This is a genomic window from Pseudomonas sp. HAR-UPW-AIA-41, assembly GCF_002304225.1.
Taxonomy (GTDB): Bacteria; Pseudomonadota; Gammaproteobacteria; order Pseudomonadales; family Pseudomonadaceae; genus Aquipseudomonas.
Map to the genome: position 1 here is coordinate 126496 of NZ_NSLB01000008.1, position 22114 is coordinate 148609.

A 22114-nucleotide genomic window follows, 5' to 3' on the forward strand; every position below is an offset into this window, starting at 1 on the left:
ATATGGTTATTTGAGGGTGGCTCACGATGAGCAACTGATCTCGAGATGCTTGCCCCACTCCGGTGGCCGCTGGGCATAGCGGTCGAAACCGGGCTGCTCGTCGAAGGGGCGGCTGAGCACGGCGTGCAGTTCCCGCACGGGGCCGTAATCACCCTGCTCGGCAGCGCTGATGGCTTCCTGGGCCAGATAGTTGCGCAGCAGGTACTTGGGGTTGACCGCGTGCATGCGCGCCTGGCGTTCGGCCTGACTGCCGCCCTCGGCGCTGACCCTCGCGACGTATTTGGCGGCCCAGGCATCGAAGCCTGCCAGATCGATGAAGTCCTCGCGCAGTGCTCGCACGGCGTCGTCGGCGGTTGTCTCGCCAAGGCGGCGGAAGAACCGGCTGTAGTCGATGGAACTGCCCTGCATCAGTTGCAGCAGGCGCTCGACCAGAGCCTCATCGCCCTCGCCGGCCTGGGTGAGGCCGAGGCGGCGGCGCATCAGGTCGAGGTAATGCGCCTGATACAGCGGCAGGAACAGGCCCAGGGTTTCGCGCAGCGTCTCCACCGGCACCAGCGGCGTCAGCGCCTGGGCCAGGGCGCCGAGGTTCCAGTGGGCGATTGGCACCTGATTGCTGAAGCTATAGCGGCCGCTGTCGTCGGAGTGGTTGCAGATGTGCCGGGCATCGAAATCGTCGAGGAAGGCGTAGGGGCCGAAGTCGAAGGTGATGCCGAGGATCGACATGTTGTCGCTGTTCATCACGCCGTGACAGAAACCATAGGCCTGCCAGTGAGCGATCAGCTCGGCATTGCGCTCGACCACCTGGCGGAAGAACGCGGCATAGGGCTGCGGCTCGTCGCGGCAGGCCGGGAAGTGACAGGCCAGTACATGCTCGCCCAGCTCGCTCAGGCGTTCATGCTGCTGGGTGTAGTAGAAGTATTCGAAGTGGCCGAAGCGCACATGGCTGGGCGCCAGACGCAGAAGCATGGCGGCCGATTCCTGGCGTTCACGCCAGACCGGTGTGCTGGAGCCGGTGACGCACAGCGCCCGCGAGGTGGGAATGCCCAGTGCGTGCAGGTATTCGCTGGCGAGGAACTCGCGGATCGAGCTGCGCAGCACCGCCCGGCCATCGCCCATGCGCGAGTAGGGGGTTTCGCCGGCACCCTTGAGGTGCAGGTCCCAGTACTCGCCGCGCTGGTTGATCACTTCGCCGAGCAGCAGGCCGCGGCCGTCACCCAGGCGCGGGTTGTACTGGCCGAACTGGTGGCCGGAGTAGACCATGGCGCGCGGCTCGGCACTGCTCCACAGCTTGTGTCCGGCAAACAGCTGGGCGAACACCGGGCTCTCGGCCTCGCCTGGGTCGAGGTCGAGCAGGGCCATGGCGGCCGGGCTGGCGATGACCAGGCGCGGGTCGGCAATCGGCTCGGGCATGACCGCAGTCGAGAAGGCATCGCCGAGGCGGGCAAAACGGTTGTCGAAAACGAGTTCGCTGAGGCTGGGCACTGGCAGGCTCCGGTTCAATTCCGAGTATTTTGATCGGAATTGAACCGGGGCGTCCAGTCAGGCACCCACTCAGGCCGGATCGGCGGCTGGTGGCGGCGTCTTGTTGTCAGTGGCCCCGGCTGCGGCGGCCTTGATCAGTTCCTTGTGCTCGAGGACCTGATCGTTTTCCAGGTTCTTGACGTAGACGTCCACCTGACGGAAGGCGATGTTGATACCGGCTGCCGTGAACTCGCGGTCGATGACCCGGTTGATCTCGTCGATGGCCATGTTGCGGTCGGCCAGCTCGTTGACGTGGATGCGCAGCTCGTGGTCCAGCGTGCTCTCGCCGAAATTGAGGAAGTAGACGATTGGCGCAGGGTCCTTGAGTACCCGCGGGTTGTTACCGGCAGCCTGCAACAGCAGCTGGCGCACCAGATCGAGGTCGGAGCCGTAGGCCACGCCCAGCTTGATGGTGACACGGGTGACGGTGTCCGACAGCGACCAGTTGATCAACTGGCTGGTGATGAAGGTCTTGTTCGGGACGATGATTTCCTTGCGGTCGAAGTCGGTAATGGTGGTGGCGCGGATGCGGATGCGGCTGACCGTGCCCGACAGGTTGCCGATGGTCACGGTATCGCCGATGCGCACCGGGCGCTCAAACAGGATGATCAGGCCGGAAATGAAGTTGGCGAAGATTTCCTGCATGCCGAAACCGATACCCAGCGACAGGGCGGCGACCAGCCACTGCAGCTTGTCCCAGCTGACGCCCAGTACCGAGAGGGTGCTGACGAAACCGAAGCCGTAAATGGCGTAGGACAGCAGGGTGGTGGTGGCGTAGGCGCTGCCCTGGGCCAGCGACAGGCGAGAGAGCACCAGCACTTCGAGCAGACCCGGCAGGTTGCTTGCCAGGGCAATGGTCAGGCCGACCATGACCAGTGCGACGATCAGGTCGCCCAGGCTCAGCGGTACCATGGTGACGGCATCGCCAGTGCCGCTGCTGTATTCGTAGAGGGTGATGTGGTCCAGGTAGGTGATCACCGAGATCAGGTCGGCCCATACCCAATACAGGGCAACGCCGAACACGCCGAACAGGGCCAGGCGGATCAGGCGCAGCGACTGCTGGTTGATCTGCTCGATGCCCAGCGTCGGGGTTTCCACCACTTCGCCGCCTTCGGCGCCTTCCTTGGGCTGGTTCTGACGTTTGGCCTGAGCCCGGTTGTATGCCAGGCGACGGGCCGCCACCGACAGGCCACGAACGAAGGTAGCTTCGACCATGATCCACACCACCAGCAGGTAGAGGGTGTCGATCAGGCGGTCGGTGAGTTTCAGTGCGGTGTAGTAGTAACCCATGCCAATCGCCACGATCAGCATCAGCGGCAGCAGGGTGAAGGCCAGACCGAGCATTAGGCGCACGGGGGACGCGTGTTCGCGGGCCGGACCGCCGAACAGCAGGCGCGCCAGTACCAGTGTCATCAAGGCATATCCGAGCAGGACCACGCACAGGCCGAGGCTGTCCTTGGCCAGGCTGTCGGGCTGATGTTCGGCTACGGTGACCACCGCGATCAGCGGGATGACCAGCAGACCAAGGCGGCGGATCTGCGTGTAGACGAAATTGGTAGCGTCATGCGGCCAGTGGAAGTGGCGTTCGGCCACACCATGGGGTTTGAGGATGCGGAAGCTGGTGTACAGCACCAGCCAGGCGAGGGCCATTTCGGCGAGAGCTTCACCCAGGTAGGAGTTCTGCCCCTGGCCGTCGATCTGCAGGGCAAAGCCGGCGAGCAGCAGGAACAGTGAGCCGGGCAGGGCCAGCAGCAGGTTGAACAGCAGGGCTAGCGGCGTGTGGCGCTGGCTGTCGCGCTTGTAGTGGCCAATGTCCTGATCCAGTGCTTCCAGGCGGTGCTTGAGATCGTTGCGCCGCCAGAGCAGCACGGCGATGACCAGCAGCACCGGGATGAAGATCCATGGCTTGGCACCCAGCCCCTTGATCAGGTCCTTGATCACCACGCCCCAGGGCAGGTTGACCACCTGTTCACTCAGGCGCTCTGGCAGTTGCTTGACCCAGGCCAGATCCAGCGGGCGGTTGCTGGGAATCCAGAACATCTGTTCGTCGAGGATGGCGCGCAGACTCTGGCTGGTGGTCTGCAGTTGTTTCTGGTTGAGCTGCAGGTTGATGGATTCGTTGAGCAGGGCGTTGAGGTTGTGGCTCAGGCGCTCATAGAGATCGGCGCGCAGCTTGAGCATATCCTCCAGCGATGCACGGATTTCCGGGCTGCTTTCGCTGCTGGTGCTCAGCAGCTTATCGAGGTATTGCTCGGGGTTGCTCAGCTCGTCACGGCGCTGATTGAGCTCGAACTGATAGAGGCGGATATCGGCGATTTCATCGGCCAGATTGCCGTCGGCCTTGACGGTCGGCAGGGCCTGTTTCTGCTGGTAAAGGATGCGTGACAGCAGCAGGCTGCCGCGCAGCACGTTGATCTGTTCCTCCAGCGCCTGTTCAGTCTGTGCCAGGCTGTCCAGCTGCTGGCGGGTCTGCAGGTTCTTCTGGGTCAGCTCGTTGAGACGTTCGGTGGTCCGCAGCAGGTGGTCGGAGAGCTTGAGGTTCTCCGCGCTCTGCTGGCTGAGCAGGTTGTCACTGCCGGCCTGCTGGTTTTCCTTGGCCAGCTCGGCCACGGTTTTTTCCGATTCGGCGCGGCGCTTGTCGTTGATCAGCGACTGCAGGGCCTGATTTTCCTGCTCCAGACGGCCGATCTTCAGGGTCAGCAGATCACGCTGACCGGTGCTCAGGTCCTGCAGCAGGCTGTTGCTTTGCAGCTCCTGGCGCAGCAGCTGGCTTTGCGCGTCCAGTGCAGCCAGCTCGGCATACAGTTTCTGTTTCGCTTCGCGTTTGAGTGGCGGAATGCTGTCCTTGGCATTCTTGAGCTGTGCATTGATGGTCTGGGCGCGCAGCTGGTTGGCGCTGATGTTTGCCTGGGCCCGCTCCGGACGGGTCTGGGCGTTGAGCGCCATGCTGCTGGCTTCGCTGAGGTCTTTCTGCCAGAGCATCAGCTGGGTGGTGCGCTCTGACTGCAACTGCTCCAGTTGCGGTACCCGCAGGTTGGCATAGCGCTTGGCGATATCCACCGGCTCGTTGGCTTTGATTCGTGCCAGCTCTTGCTGCGTGGCACTGATCTGGCGTGGCGCATCGGCCAGCTTGCGCTTGAGATTGGCCAGCTGGTTCAGATGGCTGTCGCGGTTCTCCAGCAGGGTCAGGGTCGCCTGCAGCGTCTCGCTGATTGCCTTCTGTTCCGCTTCGCTGAGCTTGCGGTCGGCCAGGCTGTCGAGCTGCTGTTGCACCTCGCTGGCGCTGGGCGGCTCCTGGGCTGCGGCGGGCAGGCACAGGCAGAGGCTGAGAAGGGTGGTGGCGAGCAGGCGAAGGGATACAGACATGATGTGCTTCGGATGGCCGTGAAAGTTGCAGAGTTTAAAAAGAATGCGTGGCACGCGGGGCATTATTTGCGCGAATACCGCCACAGCGGAGGCATTTGCGCAAATGCCTTCGCCTATGCAGATCGTTACCAATGCCGGCACAGCGATCGGACTGCATCTGACCGGTGCTGGCTGTAAAAGTTTAAAAGCCGAGCATCGGCCCCGGCTTGGCGCCCTGCGGGAAGCGCACACCGACCTTGCGCACGCGGTGGTCTTCGATCTGCGCCACGGTCCAGGTCAGGCCGTTCCATTCCACCTGGTCGCCGACCACCGGCGCGCCGCCGATTTCGTGGGTCATGAAGCGGGCCAGATTCTGCGTGCCATCCACTTCGCCAAGCTTGAGGCCATAGAGCGCCGCCACGTCGGCCAGGCGCGCCTCGCCCTCGAGGATGAAGTCGCCGAAGAAACGCAGGTCCTGTCCGCGCTTGGGCGCCTGACTGAACAGTTTGCCGAGCGCCGGCAGATCGTGTTCGTGGCCGAGTACGCAGAGAATGTCGCCGGCATCCAGCGTCGTACTACCGGACGGGTGCAGCAGTTCGCGACTGCGGAACAGAGCGGCAACACGAGTGCCTTCAGGCATTTTCAGCTCGCGCAGCGGTGCGCCGATGCACCACTTTTCCGCGCCAAGACGATAAATGAACAGTTCCCACTCACTGGTCGGGTGCACTTCCAGACCGCGCGGGAAAAAGGCGCCGGGTCCGGCGGTACGGTGACCCGCAACCACTTGGCCGCCAGCGGCAGGCTGGTGCCCTGCAGCAGCAGGGACACCAGCACGATGAAGAAGGCGACATTGAAGAACAGCTGGGCATTTTCCAGGCCGGCCATCAGCGGGAACACCGCGAGAATGATCGGTACCGCGCCGCGCAGGCCGACCCAGGCAATGAAGGCTTTCTCGCGGTCGTGGAAGGCGCGGAAGGGCAGCAGGCCGAGGAACACCGACAGCGGCCGGGCGATCAGGATCATCCACAGCGCCAGGCCCAGGGCCGGGAGGGCGATGGGCAGCAGCTCGTGGGGCGTGACCAGCAGGCCGAGGACCAGGAACATGCCGATCTGCGCCAGCCAGGTCAGGCCGTCGAGCATATGCAGGATGCCGTGGCGCGAGCGGATCGGCCGGTTGCCCAGCAGCAGGCCTGCCAGGTAGATGGCGAGAATGCCGCTGCCGCCGACGGCGTTGGTGCTGGCGAAGATGATCAGGCCACCGCTCACCGTCAGCAGCGGATAGAGGCCGCCGGCCAGACTCATGCGGTTGATCAGTTGCAGCAGCAGCCAGCCGCCGCCCAGGCCGAAGGCGGCCCCGATGGAAAAGTCGCGCAGCAGGTGCAGGGCGAGTGTCCAGTCCAGCGCATGGCCGTAGCTGCCGAGCACGCCGATCAGGGTGACAGTCAGGAACACGGCCATCGGGTCGTTGCTGCCGGACTCGATCTCCAGGGTGGCGCTGACCCGCTCGTTGAGGCCGCGACCGCCGAGCAGGGAGAACACCGCGGCGGCGTCGGTGGAGCCGACGATGGCGCCGATCAGCAGGCCTTCCATCCAGCTCAGGTCGAACAGCCAGGCCGCGGCGATGCCGGTCAGGCCGGCGGTGACCAGTACGCCGATCGTGGCCAGCGACAGCGACGGCCAGAGGGCCACGCGGAAACTGGAAACGCGGGTACGCATGCCGCCGTCGAGCAGGATGATGGCCAGCGCCAGGTTGCCGACCAGATAGGCGGTGGAGTAGTCATCGAAGATGATGCCGCCCGGGCCGTCTTCGCCGGCGAGCATGCCGACAGCAAGAAAGACCACGAGGATCGGGATGCCGAAGCGTGAGCCGAAGGCGCTCACCAGAATGCTCATGGCCACCAGTGCAGAGCCGATCAGAAAAAGGCTGTTGATGCTGCTGGCGTCCACTCGAATCCCCTGAGCTTGAAACGGATGACCACGGCGGTTTGCCGTTGATCGGGATTCTAGCGTGTTGCCATGGCGGCGTGGTTGGCAAATCGCGGGTAAAAAAATGCCCCGCAGCGCGGGGCACAAGTGCCCGCCGGCCAGAACCAAGGCACGGCGGGTAGTGAGAGTCTTTAGAACCAGGCGTCCCGCATACCGAGGCAGGTGTCGTCGCGGGCTTCGAGAATCGCCAGTTCGTGATGGCAGCCCGGCACGTCCCAGGTCAGGAAGTAGCGCGCGGCCTGCAGCTTGCCCTGATAGAAATCGACATCCGCGGCCTCGCCCGTGCCGTTCTGAATCCGCGCCAGACCTTCCTCGGCGCGAATGGCCTGCTCCAGCCAGCGCCAGCCGATCACGGCATGACCGAATACCTTCAGGTACAGCGCCGAGTTGGCCAGACCCTGATTGACCTTGCCGGCCATCAGGTCGCCGAGCAGGGCCAGGGTGACCGCCCCCAGCCGCTTGACCAGCTGCTCCAGCGGCTGGCGCAGGGCATTGAGCGAGGTAAAGGCTTCTGCGCGCTGGCAGGTACCCTGGATCAGCGCCATCAGTTGCTTGAGTGCGGCGCCGTTGTTCATCGACACCTTGCGCCCGAGCAGGTCCAGCGACTGGATGCCGTGGGTACCTTCGTGGATCGGGTTCAGGCGGTTGTCGCGGTAGTACTGCTCCACCGGGTACTCGCGGGTGTAGCCGTGACCACCGAGAATCTGGATGGCCAGCTCATTGGCCTTGAGGCAGAACTCCGAGGGCCAGGATTTGACGATCGGGGTCAGCAGGTCGAGCAGTTGCAGAGCCTGCGCACGCTCCTGTTCGGTCTCCAGGGTGTGGGTGTCATCGAACAGGCGGGCGGCGTAAAGGCCGAGGTCGAAGGCGCCTTCGACATAGGCCTTCTGGGTCAGCAGCATGCGGCGCACATCGGCGTGCTCGACGATGGAAATCTGCGGGCTGGTGGCGTCCTTGCCATCGGCATGGCGGCCCTGCGGGCGGTTGCGGGCGTACTCCAGCGAATAGAGGTAGCCGGCATAGCCGAGCATGGTTGCTCCCATGCCGACGCCGATGCGCGCCTCGTTCATCATCTGGAACATGTAGGACAGGCCGTGGTGCGGTTTGCCCACCAGATAGCCGACGCACTCGCCGTTATCGCCGAAGTTCAGCGCGGTGGAGGTGGTGCCACGCCAGCCCATCTTGTGGAACAGGCCGGCCAGCAGGGCATCGTTGCGCTTGCCCAGACTGCCGTCTTCGTTGACCAGGAACTTGGGTACGATGAACAGGCTGATGCCTTTCACCCCGGGCGGGGCGTCCGGCAGCTTGGCCAGCACCATGTGCACGATGTTCTCGGAGATCGGCTGGTCGCCGCCGGAGATGAAGATCTTGTTGCCCTTGATGCGGTAGCTGCCATCGGCATGCGGCTCGGCGCGGGTGCGGATGTCCGACAGCGAGGAGCCCGCGTGCGGCTCGGTCAGGGCCATGGTGCCGAAGAAGCGGCCGTCGATGATCGGCTGCAGGTACTTGCGCTTCTGCTCGTCATTGCCGAAGGCTTCGATCAGGTTGGCCACGCCCATGGTCAGCATCGAGTAGGAGCTGGTGGCGATGTTGGCCGACTGGAAGTGGGCGAAGCAGGCCTGCGACAGCAGGTTGGGCAACTGCATGCCGCCCTGCTCGAAGTCGCGGGTGGCGTTGAGGAAGCCCGCCTCGTGGAAGGCGCGCAGGGCCGGCTCGACTTCCGGGATCAGCACGGCCGCGCCGTCCACGTACTGCGGCTCATGCTCGTCGCTCTTGCGGTTGTGCGGGGCGAACAGTTCCTCGGCGATGCCGCGGGCAGTGGCGATGGCGGCGTCAAAGGTTTCGCGGTTGTGTTCGGCGAAACGTTCGCGCTGGGTCAGGGCTTGGGCATCCAGCACTTCGTAGAGTTCGAAGGCGAGGTTGCGGGAGCTGAGCAGGGTCTCGGACATGATCGGGCCTCCAGGTTGTCGCGGCAGTCTAGGCAGGTCAATCATGGTCGCCCAGCACTATTCAGCTGATTGATTAAGGCTCAGAGATCGGCCATCAGGGCACGGGTCAGCTCGGCGGCCGGGATGGCCTGGCAACCGCTGACATTCTGCCCGGCCCAGAGCGGCGAGAAGTCACCGCTGCCTCTGGCTTCGGCGGTGGCCCGCAGCGGCGCGACCCCGGCAGTAGCCAGCGGAAAGGCCGGAGCCAGTGGATGCAGCGGCCCCAGCTCGCGCATCATACGGTTGACGATGCCGCGTGCCGGGCGGCCGCTGAACAGGGTGGTCAGTGCCGTGGTGGCTGCCTCGTTCTGCAGGGCGGCGCGATGCACGGCGCTGGTGCTGCACTCCGGGCACAGCAGGTAGGCCGTGCCGACCTGCACGCCGGCGGCGCCCAGCGCCAGAGCAGCGGCCACACCACGTGCATCGGCAATGCCACCGGCGGCAATCACGGGCACCGCGACGGCCTGCACCACCTGCGGCAGCAGGGCGAAGGTGCCGAGCTGATTGTTCAGATCATGGTCGAGAAACATTCCCCGATGCCCGCCGGCCTCCAGGCCCTGGGCAATGATGGCATCCGCGCCATGGGCTTCCAGCCAGCGGGCTTCGGCCACGGTGGTGGCACTGGACAGCACCTTGCTGCCCCAGCCTTTGACCCGCTGCAGCAGGTCCGGCTCGGGCAGGCCGAAGTGGAAGCTGATCACCGCCGGCGGTTGATCCTCCAGCAGATCGGCAATGGCATGACTGAAGGGCTGACGCGCCGGCGCCGGGCTGACCGCTTCCGGGTCCAGTTCCAGTTCGCGGTAGTAGGGCGCCAGCAGCGCGCGCCACTGCTGTTCCCGCCGAGCATCCACCGGTGGTTGGCTGTGGCAGAAGAAATTCAGGTTGAATGGCCGTGGCTGATGAACCGATAGGGTCGCCAGCTCGCGCTGCAGCGCCGCGGCGTCGAGCATGGCGCAGGGCAGCGAGCCGAGCCCGCCGGCATGGCTGACGGCGATGGCCAGGGCACTGCCCTGCACGCCCGCCATCGGTGCCTGGATGATGGGCAGTTCGATCCCCAGCAGGTCTTGCAGTGTCATCGTCGCTCTCCATTAGGCGCAGGGCGCTAATCTAGCAGACCCGGTGGTCGCCGGCCGGGGGCGGGGCGGGTAAACTGCCGGCTTCGAGGAGTCCCCACCATGAACTACCGCCACGCCTTCCATGCCGGCAACCATGCCGATGTGCTCAAGCATCTGACCCTGTCGCGCATTCTCGCCCTGCTGGGCAAGAAGGAGGCGCCTTTCGCCTACCTCGACAGTCACGCCGGGGTCGGTCTGTACGACTTGCAGGGCGATCAGGCCAGTCGCACCGGCGAATACCTGGAGGGCATCGCGCGCCTCTGGCATCGCGATGACCTGCCGCCGGCGCTGGCCGATTACCTGCGCGTGATTGATGAGCTCAATCCCGATGGCGAGCTGCGTTACTACCCCGGCTCGCCGGAGCTGGCGCGTTGCCTGAGCCGGCCGCAGGACCGCCTGCACGTCAATGAGAAGCACCCCGAGGATGGCCGTCTGCTCAAGGACAACATGGCCCTCGACCGCCGCGTGGCCGTGCACCTGGGCGAAGGCTGGCACCTGGCGCGGGCGCTGCTGCCCACCGCCGAGAAGCGTGTGCTGATGCTGATCGACCCGCCGTTCGAACAGGCCGACGAGCTGGAGCGCTGCGTGCAGTCGCTCAACGAAGCCATCGGCCGCATGCGTCAGGCCATCGTGGTGATCTGGTATCCGATCAAGGATCAGCGCCAGCTCAAGCGCTTCTACCAGCTGCTGGCGGCGAGCAACGCGCCCAAGCTGCTGCGCGCCGAACTCTACGTGCACCCGGTGGACAACCCGCTGGGCCTCAATGGCTCCGGTCTGGCCATTGCCAATCCGCCGTGGGGGCTGGAGGCCGAGCTGCTCGAGTGGCTGCCCTGGCTGGCCACGCAGCTGGCGCAGAGTCAGGGCAGCTGGCAACTGGACTGGGTAATCGAAGAGAAAAAGCCGGCCTGACCTCAGAGGTTGTTCAGGCGCTCACGCAGCAGCGGTCGAAAGCGCTCGGCCTCAGCCTGCAGCCTTGCCAGCAGAGGCCCTGCTTCGCTGGCCCGCTTTTGTTTGCCAAGCTCCTCAATGCGGTCACTGAGCTGCTGGGCGGGAGTCAGGGCGAAACTGCCGAGCAGTGACTTGAGCGAATGTGCCGTTATCCGCAGGCTGTCCTGATCATCTTCTGTGAAAGCCTGCTGCAGCTTGTCCAGGTAGCCGGCCTGAAGATCATCAAGAAAGTGCTGGCCGATGACCTGTAACACGAATGGATCGACCCGTTCTAGCGCCTGGGCGTAGTCGAACATGTCGGTTTCGGCCGAGGCCACGCAGAGAGTCGTGTTGTAATGGTCGGCACGTCCCTGCAGTACGTCGGCCATCACCCTGTACAGCTGGTCGCGGTTGATCGGCTTGCTGATGAAAGCATCCATGCCAGCGGCCAGGCAGGCGTCACGGTCGCTGTCCATGGCATTGGCCGTCATGGCAATGATGGGCAGGTGCTGCGCACTGCCGGCTTCGCGTGCGCGAATCTGTTGAGTAGCTTCCAGCCCACCCATTTCCGGCATGTACATGTCCATGAAGGCCAGGTCGAATCGGCACATGTCGAGCATTGCCAGGGCCTCGATACCGTTGTGCGCCACCATGATGCGGTGTTGGTGACGTTCCAGCAGCTTGCACGCCAGCATGGCATTGATCTCGTTGTCTTCCACCAACAGGATGTCCAGAGGGGGGAGTTGCACACTGCTGTTGGAAGCCACTCTGGAAGGAGTCTCGCCGCAGACCAGCCCTAGCTGGCGCAGCAGGGCATCAAGCAGCTCGGGTTTGGCCAGCGGTTTGCTCAAGTGGCTGAGGTTGAGATCGCTGCAGCGCTGGCTGTCTGTGCCTAGCAGGGTAGAGTTGAGCAGCATCAGTGGTGCCAGCCCATGACTGCGTTGGAGTTCGTCGGCAAGGAGAAAACCGTCGCCATCCTCCAGGCGACTGTCGATCACGGCCAGCTTGAGCGTGGGAGCCTCGGCCAGCAGGGTCATGGCCTCCACCAGATTAGCGGCGCCCACTGGCTGTAGCTGCCAATCTTCCAGGCAACGGCAGAGCAACTGGCGCAGTTCGCCCTGGCTTTCCACAACCAATACCGGCAGGTCGCGCAGTGCCATTAGTTGCTCATCGTTGGGGCGTGGTTGCGCGGGGGTATCCGGTTGCGCTGGCAGATACAGACGGAAGTGAAAGGTCGAGCCTTGGCCCTCCTGACTTTCCAGCCACAACTGGCCGTGCATGAGCTGCACCAGGCGGCCGACGATGGACAGGCCCAGGCCGGTGCCGCCGAATTTGCGCGAGATGGAGCTGTCTGCCTGGCTGAAGGCCTCGAAGATACTGGCCTGGGCCTCTTCGGCAATGCCGATGCCGGTATCGATCACCCGGCCGTGCAGGCTGCCGTCGGCCTGCAGTTCGAGGCACAGGCGCACGCTGCCGCGCTCGGTGAATTTGATGGCGTTACCAACCAGGTTGATCACGATCTGCCGCAGCCGGCCGCTGTCGCCGAGCAGAAGCGCCGGGACCTCTGGAGCAATATCGAGGATCAGTGCCAAGCCCTTCTCTTCGGCGCGCACGGTGAGGAGCTGTAGGGCTTCCCAGCAGGTGGCCGCGATGTCGAAGGGCTCGGTGTGGAGTTCAAGTTTGCCGGCTTCGATCTTCGAGAAATCGAGGATGTCGTTGATGATATTGAGCAGCGCATCGGCAGAGAGTTTGGCCATCTCCAGGTAGCGCTGCTGCTCGTTGCCGAGCGGCGTGTCCAGGGTCAGGTCGAGCATGCCGAGAATGCCGTTCATGGGCGTGCGAATCTCATGGCTCATCACCGCAAGGAAAGCACTCTTGGCTCGGTTGGCGGCTTCAGCGGCCTGGATCGCCTGCTCCAGTTCTACCTCTTTGCGAATGCGCTGCGTCACATCACGGAAGCTGAAGACCTGCCCCTGCAGCTGGCGATTGATGTACAGCGGGATGCGGTGTCGCTCGAAGTAGCGGCCATCCAGCAGTGACAGGGTGACGAACTGGCTGGGGTCGTCACTGGCATGTTGGGCCAGCTCGACCACGGCTTGCAGGCCTGGCTCCAGCTGGCTGTCGAGGAAGGCCAGGATCGAGGCATCAACGCCCGCCACCAGCAGGGCCTCGGGAATCTGCCACATGCGGGCGAAGTGCCGGTTCATGTTGCTGATGCCACCATCCAGGCGTGTGACCAGAATGCCTTCGGCGGTAGCTTCAAGGGTGGCTGCTAGCAACGAGGTGGAGTGCTCCAGTGCCTCGTTCACCGCCTTTTGCGGTGCTGCATCGCGAAAGCTCAGCAGTAGCAGTGACTGCTCGCCCACGAGCATCTGCCGCAGGCTTTTTTCCACACTGATCAGTGAGCCGTCCTGGCGCCGGTATTCACCTTCGACGGCAGTCAGATCGCTGATCTGGCCGTCGCGCACTTCGTCCCAGAAGAACAGGTCCTGAATCGACGACTCAATCTCGGTGATCGGCAGCTGCAGCAGTGCTTCGCGGCTGTAGCCCAGGGCCTGGCAGGCCGGTGGGTTGGCTTCTATGACGCACAGCGACGCGGGGTCGACCACCAGCATGGCCTGCTCGTAATGGGCGAAGATCGCCTGGGCGATTGCGGCGGGACCGGGGTTGCTCATTTAAGGCGTGCTGCCCTGCTGCGGGTCGAAGTAGTAGGTCACGTGCTGACGCGGACTCAGGTAATTGTAGATCTCCCGGGGCAGTTGGCCGGGACGCAGGCTTTTGCTGATGTTCAGCTCATGGTCCTGTTCCAGGTCGAGAATGATGGCTTCCTCCTTGGGAACCTCCGGATCATGCACAACCACTGTGGGGCGCAGGGGTTTGTTCGGATTGACTGCCAGTACCAAACCGATCATTTCGTTGGACAGCTGCACAATGCAGCCCGGAGGGTAGACGCCCAGGCAGCGGATAAACGCTTTTAGGGCCACCTCGTCAAAGCGCGTGCGTTGCTGGGCGAACATGCGCGACAGCGCTTCATGCGGGGTCAGTGCATCAGCCAGATTGCTCGGGTTGCACAGGTTGTCGTATTGATTGGCGATACTGACCACGCGGGTCAATGGGCTGATTTGCGGGCCCTTGAGGCCACGTGGGTAGCCGGTCCCGTCACAAAACTCATGGTGCTCCAGGATCACCCGCAGGGCTTCGCCGGTCAGCTCCATCGGCTTACTCAGCTTGATGCCATATTCGCAATGCAGCTGCAGCAGGCTTTGCTCTGGCTTGGTCAAAGGCTCTGTCTTGAGCAGTATTTTCGACGGGATTTCAATTTTGCCGATGTCGTGGAGCAGTGCGCCAATCCCCAATTGCAGGGTGTCCTCGCGACTGAACTGAAGGATGCGCGCGAGCATGATCGACAGCACGGTGACGTTCAGCGAATGGAAATAGGCGTCTTCACCAGCTTTACCGTTCAATGCATGCATCAGCACTGTGCTTTCACCCAGCATGGCGGTAACCATCTGGTCGACCAGCTCTTCGGCTTGGCGCAGGGTTTCGCGCGGCTGACTGCGAATATTCCGGTTGATGTTTTTGACGGTCTGGCTTGCCTGCTGGAACTGTTTGTCGACTTCTGCCAGTTGCCTGCGTAGCGCACGCAATTGTTCGACGCGTGCCTGCTTGGCCTGCAGTGCCGCGACTTCTTCTGCACTGGGCTCGGGGGGCGGAGGTGCTACCTGTGGTGGCGTAGCCGGCAGGGGCAGTGGTTTGACGTCACTGCGCTTGGGGTCATAGCGCAAACGCGGCAGACCGAGGGCGCGAACGGCAAGTAGCTGTGCTTCGTCCTTGATCTTGAAGCTGCTGAAGGTAAACGAGTGCTCCATCCAGCCTCGGTCGAGGTGGATGTAGAGGCCTATACAGAGTTGATCAGGTGTGACATAGAGCGCGTCTGCAGACATGCCTTCCCCATAGCTGGCGCAGTGCCAGGCCACGCCCGGCTTAATCTGCTCAGTCTAGCTGGGGCAGGCGGGCTTTGCCGATGGGCGCGAGCTCTGTCAGGAGAAAATCCACCAGCACCCGCAGGCGCGGGCTGGGTTGGCGCTGCTGTGGGTAGACTAGGGAGAACGGCCGACTGCAACCGCCGAAGTCGTCCAGCAGGGTACGCAACTGACCGCTGCGCAGCTCGTCCTCGACCATGAAGCGATAGCACTGGTAAAGCCCGCCGCCATGCCGCGCCAGGCTGACCCCGGCCTGCAGGTCGTCGCTGCAGGCAAAGTGGCCGCGCGGCAGCCGCTCGAATTCCCGGCCAGCGCGGCGGAAACACCAGGGCACCGTGCGGCCGGTGCGCGGCAGGAGAAAGCGGATGCACTGATGCTCACCCAGCTCTTCGGGGGTCTGCGGCGTTCCGTGGCGGGCCAGATAGTCGGGGGCCGCCACCACAACCAGTTCTGCATCTTCGAGCTTGCGCGCGATCAGGCTGGAGTCCGGCTGGGCGCGGGCCCGGATGGCTAGGTCGAAGTCATCGCGGGTGAAATCGATATTGTGGTTGCTCAGCTGCAGCTCCAGTTGCAGCTGTGGGTAGCGCTGCTGAAAGCGTGGCAGCAGCGGCAGGATGCGCCGCTCGCCGTAGCTGGTGGGCAGGCTCAGACGCAGCAGGCCGCTGGGCTGAAGTTGCTGGCCGGCCAGCTGGCGCTCGGCTTCGCCCAGTTGTTGCAGAGCGGCGCGGCACTCCCGGTAGTAGCTGCGGCCAGCCTCGCTTAGGCGGATCTGCCGGGTAGTGCGGATAAACAGCCGGTTGCCCAGGCGTTGTTCCAGGCGTGCGATGCCACGGCTGACCGCCGCTGGCGTGAGGCCGGCAACTTGGGCGGCAGCGGTGAAGCTGCTGTGCTCGGCCGCAAGGCAGAACAGCTCCAGACTGCCCAGCTGAAGATCGCTGAATTGCCGCGCCATTTGTGACTCCGTGTATCAAGTGAATTGATGTTGAGTGTGTTTGATGCGCTCGTGATTGCAAATACCCTGTGCGGCATGTCAGCCCTTTGGCTGTTTACTCATGGGAGAGTCGGCTATGTCACGGAATGCAGCGTCACCAAAAATCAAGGTATGGGATACCGAGCTGACTCGCCGGCTCGGTCTGCGCCTACCCGTTGTGCAGGGGCCGCTGGGTGGCGGTTTGTCGTCGGTGGAGCTGGTGGGGGCGGTAGCCGATGCCGGTGGGCTCGGCTCTTTTGGTGTGCATCACCTAACGCCACAGGCGCTGCTGGAAACGGCGTCGAAAGTGCGCGCCCGCACTGCAGCGCCCTTTGCTCTCAACCTGTGGATGCCCTGCGCCTATCGCCAGCAAAGGCATATCGACGCCGAGTCGTTCGCCCAGGCGCTGGCCTTGCTGGCGCCCTTCTATGAGGAGCTCGGTCTTGCCCTGCCCGAGGCTCCGCCGGCGGCCTGGCCGGATGAACGCGAGCAGATGGAGGCGCTGCTGGAGGCGCGTCCGGCGGTGTTCAGTTTCGTTTTCGGCATACCGCCGGCCGATGTGCTGCGCCGTTGCCGTCAGTTGGACATTCTCACGCTGGGAGCAGCAACTACGGTGGCCGAGGCGCGTGCGCTGGAGGAGGCTGGGGTGGACATGCTGGTGGCCAGCGGCGCGGAGGCCGGCGGGCACCGTGTCGCGTTCCTTGAACCGCCTGAGCGGGGGCTGATCGGTCTGTTTTCCCTATTGCCGCAAGTGGTGGATGCCGTGCGGATTCCGGTGCTTGCCGCAGGTGGCATAGCCGATGGGCGCGGCATGGCGGCGGCGCTGTTGCTGGGGGCTCAGGGTGTTCAGCTTGGGACGGCATTTCTGGCCTGTGAAGAGTCGGCCGCCAGTGCGGTGCAGCGCGCCAGCCTGTTCCAGCCGCAGGCGAACGACACGGTGCTGACCCGGGTGTTCAGCGGGCGCCTGGCGCGTGGCATCCGCAACCAGTTTGTCGAGCGGTTGCAGGCTGTGAAGGACCGGTTGCCGGGCTATCCACTGCTCAACAGTCTCACCGCAGAGCTGAAGCGTGCCGCTGTCGCCCAGCAGCGCCCCGAGTTGATGTCGCTGTGGTCCGGGCAGTCCGCTGGACTGTTGCGTCACCGCACGGCCGCAGCGCTGCTGACTGCATTGGAAGAGCAGGCGCAGACGCTGCTGGGAGGCCTTTAAGCCTCAGTCCGGCAGGCACACTCCGGTGCCACCCAGACCGCAGTAGCCGCCGGGATTCTTGGCCAGGTACTGCTGGTGGTAGGCCTCGGCGTAATAGAACGGTCCGGCAGGGGCGATCTCGCTGGTGATCTGGCCGAGGCCAGCCTGATCCAGCGCCTGCTGGAAGGCCGCCCGGCTGGCTTCGGCGGCGCTTTGCTGGGCGTCGTCGAAGGTGTAGATGGCCGAGCGGTACTGGGTGCCGATGTCGTTGCCCTGGCGCATGCCCTGGGTCGGGTTGTGTGCTTCCCAGAACACCTTGAGCAGGGCCTGGTAACTGGTCAGTTGCGGGTCGAATACCACCAGCACCACTTCGGTGTGGCCGGTCAGACCGGAGCAGACTTCCTCGTAGGTCGGGTTTGGCGTCAGGCCACCGGCGTAGCCGACCGCCGTGCTCCACACGCCGGGCTGCTGCCAGAAGCGCAGTTCGGCGCCCCAGAAACAGCCAAGGGCAAAGACGGCCTGTTGCAGCCCCTCGGGAAACGGGCCCTGCAGGGCATTGCCATTGACAAAGTGCCGCGCCGGCACCGGCAGTGGCGTGCTGCGCCCGGGCAGGGCCTGCTCGGCGGTGGGCAGGGCGAGTTTCTCGGTGAGGATGCGTGAGCGCAGGACCATGGTCGGACTCCTTGGACTGAACCTTCAGTGTCGCTGTGTCGCGCCGAAACGGCTACCGCTCAATCGTTTCCGAGTTTGCCGGTATATTGCTGCAGGCGGGCGAGCAGGTGGCGACCGTCGATCGGCTGGTCGAACAGGTAGCCCTGGCCGATATCGCAGTTCTGGCGGCGCAGGAAAGTCAGCTGTTCGGCGCTCTCGATGCCTTCGGCCACCACTTTCAGGCGCAGGCTGTGGGCCATGGCCACCACGGCCGCAGTGATCTGCATGTCATCCTGATTGGTCGGGATGTCGCGGATGAAGCTGCGGTCGATCTTGATCACGTCGATGGGGAACTTCTTCAGGTAGCTCAGCGACGAGTAGCCGGTGCCGAAATCATCCATGGCCAGGGTCAAGCCGAGGCTTTTCAGGGCTTCGAGTTGCAGACGTGTGGCATCGGTGGCATCCAGCAGCAGCGATTCGGTCAGCTCCAGTTCGATGCGTTCGCCGGTCAGGCGTTCCTCTTCGAGGATCTGGCGGATCGAGGCGACCAGTTCCGGGTCGCTGAACTGGCGGGGCGACAGGTTGATGGCGATCTGCACGTCGGGCATGCCCCAGAGTTCCAGTTGCCGGCTCATCTGACAGGCCTGGCGTACCACCCATTTGCCGATCGGGATGATCAGCCCGGTTTCCTCGGCAACCTGAATGAACTGGTCGGGGCGGATCATGCCCTTCTGCGGGTGCTGCCAGCGCAGCAGGGCTTCCAGACCCAGCAGACGGCCGCTCTTCAGGCACAGCTTGGGCTGGTAAAACACCTGCAGCTCACCTTGAGCAAGGGCGCGGCGCAGGTTGCTTTCCAGAAACAGCTTGTGACTGGCCTCGGCCGTCAGTTGTTCGTTGAACACTTGCAGTTGGTGCTTGCCGTTGGCCTTGGCCTTGTGCAGAGCCAGGCCCGCCTGCTTGATCAGGGTCTGCGGATCGTTGCTGTGCAGCGGCGCGCAGGCCAGGCCGAGGGAACCGCTGACGTTGATCAGGTGGTTGTCGATGAACAGCGGCTTTTCCAGAGTGTTGAGCAGACTAGCGGCGATCTGCTGGCCGCTGGCCAGATCGGCGCCATCGAGCACCACGGCGAATTCGTTACTGGCCAGGCGCGCCAGCAGGTGCGCAGGGCCCAGAGTGTTGCGCAGGCGTTTGGCCAGGCTGACCAGCAGTTTGTCGCCGGTCGGATGACCGAGGCTATCGTTGATCCGCTTGAAGTTGTCGATGTCTACCAGCAGGAGGCTCAGTGGGCGGTCGCCTTGATCGCTGAAGTGCTGTTCCAAATGACGGATGAAGTAGGGGCGATTGCCCATGCCGGTCAGACTGTCGCTGAAGGCCAGCTTCTCGATGCGCTGCAGCGCCTGACGGCTTTCGGTTATGTCTTCGTAAATGCCGATGTAGTGGGTCAGTTGCCCCTGACTGTCGAGCACCTTGGACAGCGAGAGACGGGCCCAGTAAGGCTCGAGGTTCTTGCGCCGGCAGCGGAACTCACCATGCCAGCGGTTGTGCTGGCCCAGGCTGTTGCTGCTGTTGAACAGCAGTTCGGCAAGGTTCTCCAACGCCGGCAGCTCGCCGATCAGTTGGCCTTGAACTTCCGCCTCGCTGTACTGGGTGATGGCGGTGAAGCTGGGGTTGGCGTAGGTCACCCGGCCGTCGCGGTCGATCAGCAGGAAGGCGCTGGCGCTCTGCTCCACGGCACGCTTGAACAGGTGCAGGGCCTTGCTGGCCTGACGGTGCTGCTGGCTGATGATGATCTGCGCATAGAGATCGGCCAGCTCGCCGGCAAAACCGATCTCGTCGCTCTGCCAGTGGCGGGTGCCGTTGCTGTGTTCCAGGCACAGTACGCCGACCAGTTCGCCGTCGATGCGCACGCCGGCATCGAGAATGGCCTGAATACCCTGCGGCTTGAGGTAGCTGTCGGCCAGTTCGCGGGTGCGCGGGTCCTCCCAGGCATTCTGCGCGTCGATGGCGCGGCCGCTGTGCAGGGCAGCGAAGTAGGCCGGGAAGGCGGAGGCATTCAGCGGGGCTGGCTGCTCATGCCGGTTGCTGGCGCAGTTGAACAGGCTGACCGCGACCAGTTGTTCGCCCTGCAGGCGCCACAGACTGGCTCGGCTGACGCCATAGAGGTCGCAGGCGCTGCGGGTGATCAGCTCGGCGGCCTCACGCAGGGGGTCGTCGCTGGCATAGCGGTGCTGGGCCAGGCGCACGATCAGGTTCTGCTGGGCGCGTGAGCGGATCAGATGCTGCAGGTGATCATCCTGGGTGCGTTGATAGGCTTCCAGTGCGGTGCGCAGTCGCTGGTTCTGCGCTTGCAGCTGTTGCAGGGCCGGTGCGGGTTCCTGGGCGGTTGGCTGTTCAAACAGGTAACCGCGCAGCAACTCCTGTGTGCCTTGCTGGTGACGTTCGCCCAGTTCGACCAACTGGCGGCTACCACTGGGGGCATGCAGCCAGTAGCGCACCTGATAACGCCCCTGGGCGTCGAGTTGCTGTTGGATTTCCTGATGCAGCTGCAGTCGTTGTGCCGCATCCATCAGGCTGGCGTAAGGGGTGCCGATCAGGCCGCATAGGTCGCGTGCGGGAACGCCCCAGCGAGCATGGCAGCTGGGGTCCAGATAAAGCAGATGCCAGCCAGGGGCATTCAGGCGCTCGAATGCGAGCAGACCCAGATGTTCCGGTGTGGCTAACTGCGTCACATCCTCGCGGCCTGCGAGTGGCTGACGCTCTGCGGGGCTTTTCACTTGGTCGGCCGTATCCATTATGCTCCTTGGATTCGGCCTACTACGTTGGTCTGACATGAGCCAAGGGTGCACGATGCAATTACGACTGGCAAGACAAGCTATTGGCGCTGTTCTTCTGACGGCAATGTCCGTGCTCGCCCCGGTCTGGGCAAATGAGCCCGTCAGCCTCTCGGACGGTGGCGAGCAGGCGGCCTATCTGGCGGGCCTGAAGAAGCTCTACCTGACCGGTAGCGAACGTCAGGCGCTGCTCAAGCACTGCAATTCGCTGCTGGCCAGCTACGCCCTGCGTGCCGGTTATCAGGTGGGGCAGAGCGATCGGCGCGACTTGCTCTACAGCCTGCAGGTCGGCAAAGCCGGCCAGCTGCTGGTGCGCGAGGAAAACCGGGTGCCCGATAGCGTGGAGCGCTCGGTGCGCAATCAGCGGGTCGATGTCTTCGGTGTCGATCCTTTCGTGCGTTACGAGTGTCCGGCCGGTGGTATCCGCTGCGTGCTGTTCAATCCGGTCGACCGTCAGCCCCTGCTGACCATCGTGCGTGACCTGGACGGTGCGGCCGAGCTGGCCAAGGGGCTGACCTTCCTGATCCGCAATATCCAGAAGGGCTGATTCACTCATTCTCGTTCCTTAACGCAGGGCGCTCTGCCGCGCATGCCTGACCAAACAAAACCCCGCCATGGCGGGGTTTTGTGGTTTCAGCGCTGGCGTTACAGCAGCAGTGTGCGGATATCTGCCAGTACCTCGCCGAGGCGCTTGGTGAAGCGCGCCGCCGCGGCACCGTTGATTACCCGGTGGTCGTAGGACAGCGACAGCGGCAACAGCAGGCGCGGCTGGAAGGCCTGACCATCCCAGACCGGCTGCATGCTCGCCTTGCTCACGCCGAGGATCGCCACCTCCGGCGCATTGACGATCGGCGTGAAGCCGGTGCCGCCGATATGGCCGAGGCTGGAGATGGTGAAGCAAGCGCCCTGCATGGCGTCGGCCGAGAGTTTCTTGCTGCGCGCCTTCTCGGCCAGATCAGCCGCCTCGGCCGCCAGCTGCAGCAGGCTCTTGCGGTCGACGTCGCGGATCACCGGCACCAGCAGGCCGTCCGGGGTGTCCACGGCAAAGCCGATATGCACGTAGCCCTTGCGGATCAGTGCCTTGCCGCTGGGGGCCAGCGAGCTGTTGAAGTCCGGCAGTTCGCGCAGCAGGTGGGCGCAGGCCTTGAGCAGAATCGGCAGGATGGTCAGTTTGACCCCGGCCTTCTCGGCGGCTGCCTTCTGTGCCACACGGAAGGCCTCGACCTCGCTGATGTCGGCGTTGTCGAACTGGGTCACGTGCGGCACGTTGAGCCAGCTGCGGTGCAGGTTGGCGGCGCCGACCTGCATCAGGCGGGTCATCGGTACTTCTTCGACCGGGCCGAACTTGCTGAAGTCCACCTCCGGGATCGGCGGAATGCCGGCACCGCCGGTGGCTGCCGCCGGTGCATCCTTGGCCTTGAGCAGTTGCTGTTTGACGAACTGCTGCACGTCTTCCTTGAGCACCCGGCCTTTCGGACCGGTGCCCTTGACGAGGCTCAGGTCGACGCCGAACATCCAGGCTCAGGCTGGCATAGCGCCCGCCCTGATCGGTGGCCATGCGGGCAAGCGAGCTGTTCTGCAGGCGCGGAATGACGATGGCGCCGGCGGCAT

At 64.0% G+C, this 22114-nt stretch carries 12 protein-coding genes and 2 pseudogenes; 3 read left to right on the forward strand and 11 right to left on the reverse strand.

What is annotated here, in order from left to right; genetic code table 11:
- Positions 1–21: 21 nt before the first annotated feature.
- The 5 genes and pseudogenes from selO to CK486_RS15020 form a co-directional block, all read right to left on the reverse strand.
- Positions 22–1482 carry a protein adenylyltransferase SelO gene (gene selO, locus CK486_RS15000; RefSeq protein WP_095941114.1) on the reverse strand — a complete coding sequence of 487 codons (1461 nt, stop codon included), beginning with the start codon at positions 1480–1482 and terminating at the stop codon, positions 22–24.
- A gap of 69 nt (positions 1483–1551) precedes the next feature.
- Complete coding sequence (gene mscK, locus CK486_RS15005; RefSeq protein ID WP_095941115.1) at positions 1552–4887, reverse strand: mechanosensitive channel MscK; 3336 nt, start codon at positions 4885–4887, stop codon at positions 1552–1554.
- Positions 4888–5068: 181 nt separating this feature from the next.
- Positions 5069–6813 (reverse strand): annotated as a pseudogene (locus CK486_RS15010) (potassium/proton antiporter).
- Positions 6814–6983: 170 nt separating this feature from the next.
- Positions 6984–8801, reverse strand: coding sequence for an acyl-CoA dehydrogenase (locus tag CK486_RS15015; RefSeq protein WP_095941116.1), 1818 nt, complete (start codon positions 8799–8801; stop codon positions 6984–6986).
- A gap of 80 nt (positions 8802–8881) precedes the next feature.
- Positions 8882–9916 carry a nitronate monooxygenase family protein gene (locus tag CK486_RS15020; protein ID WP_095941117.1) on the reverse strand — a complete coding sequence of 345 codons (1035 nt, stop codon included), beginning with the start codon at positions 9914–9916 and terminating at the stop codon, positions 8882–8884.
- Between the two features lie 99 nt (positions 9917–10015).
- Between CK486_RS15020 and CK486_RS15025 the strand changes: the two genes are divergently transcribed.
- Positions 10016–10864, forward strand: coding sequence for a 23S rRNA (adenine(2030)-N(6))-methyltransferase RlmJ (locus tag CK486_RS15025; RefSeq protein ID WP_095941118.1), 849 nt, complete (start codon positions 10016–10018; stop codon positions 10862–10864).
- A 2-nt stretch (positions 10865–10866) separates the two neighbouring features.
- On the opposite strand, the gene CK486_RS15030 is transcribed toward CK486_RS15025, so the two are convergent.
- The 3 genes from CK486_RS15030 to CK486_RS15040 are packed head-to-tail and all read right to left on the reverse strand — an operon-like array spanning position 10867 to position 15817.
- The gene (locus CK486_RS15030; protein ID WP_095941119.1) at positions 10867–13557 is read right to left on the reverse strand and encodes a response regulator; all 2691 of its coding nucleotides are present in this window, start codon (positions 13555–13557) and stop codon (positions 10867–10869) included.
- The gene (locus CK486_RS15035) at positions 13558–14826 is read right to left on the reverse strand and encodes an HD-GYP domain-containing protein (protein WP_095941135.1); all 1269 of its coding nucleotides are present in this window, start codon (positions 14824–14826) and stop codon (positions 13558–13560) included.
- 49 nt (positions 14827–14875) lie between these two features.
- Positions 14876–15817 (reverse strand): LysR family transcriptional regulator, encoded by a 942-nt coding sequence (locus CK486_RS15040; protein WP_095941120.1) that lies wholly within the window; start codon positions 15815–15817, stop codon positions 14876–14878.
- A gap of 115 nt (positions 15818–15932) precedes the next feature.
- Here CK486_RS15040 and CK486_RS15045 point away from each other — a divergent pair, with 115 nt between their 5' ends.
- Entirely contained in the window at positions 15933–17042 is a 1110-nt protein-coding gene (locus tag CK486_RS15045; RefSeq protein ID WP_095941121.1) for a nitronate monooxygenase family protein, read from the forward strand.
- A gap of 3 nt (positions 17043–17045) precedes the next feature.
- Here CK486_RS15045 and msrA read toward each other — a convergent pair whose 3' ends face one another.
- Together msrA and CK486_RS15055 are read right to left on the reverse strand one after the other, a co-directional pair.
- Positions 17046–17693: a peptide-methionine (S)-S-oxide reductase MsrA gene (gene msrA / locus CK486_RS15050; RefSeq protein ID WP_095941122.1), complete on the reverse strand. Its 648-nt coding sequence runs from the start codon at positions 17691–17693 to the stop codon at positions 17046–17048.
- 59 nt (positions 17694–17752) lie between these two features.
- Positions 17753–20464 (reverse strand): bifunctional diguanylate cyclase/phosphodiesterase, encoded by a 2712-nt coding sequence (locus tag CK486_RS15055; protein ID WP_095941123.1) that lies wholly within the window; start codon positions 20462–20464, stop codon positions 17753–17755.
- A 106-nt stretch (positions 20465–20570) separates the two neighbouring features.
- Here CK486_RS15055 and CK486_RS15060 point away from each other — a divergent pair, with 106 nt between their 5' ends.
- Entirely contained in the window at positions 20571–21050 is a 480-nt protein-coding gene (locus CK486_RS15060; protein ID WP_256574435.1) for a hypothetical protein, read from the forward strand.
- Between the two features lie 98 nt (positions 21051–21148).
- Here the strand turns inward: CK486_RS15060 and CK486_RS15065 are convergent.
- Positions 21149–22015: pseudogene (locus tag CK486_RS15065) on the reverse strand (2-oxo acid dehydrogenase subunit E2); the annotation flags it as partial.
- Positions 22016–22114: the final 99 nt, after the last annotated feature.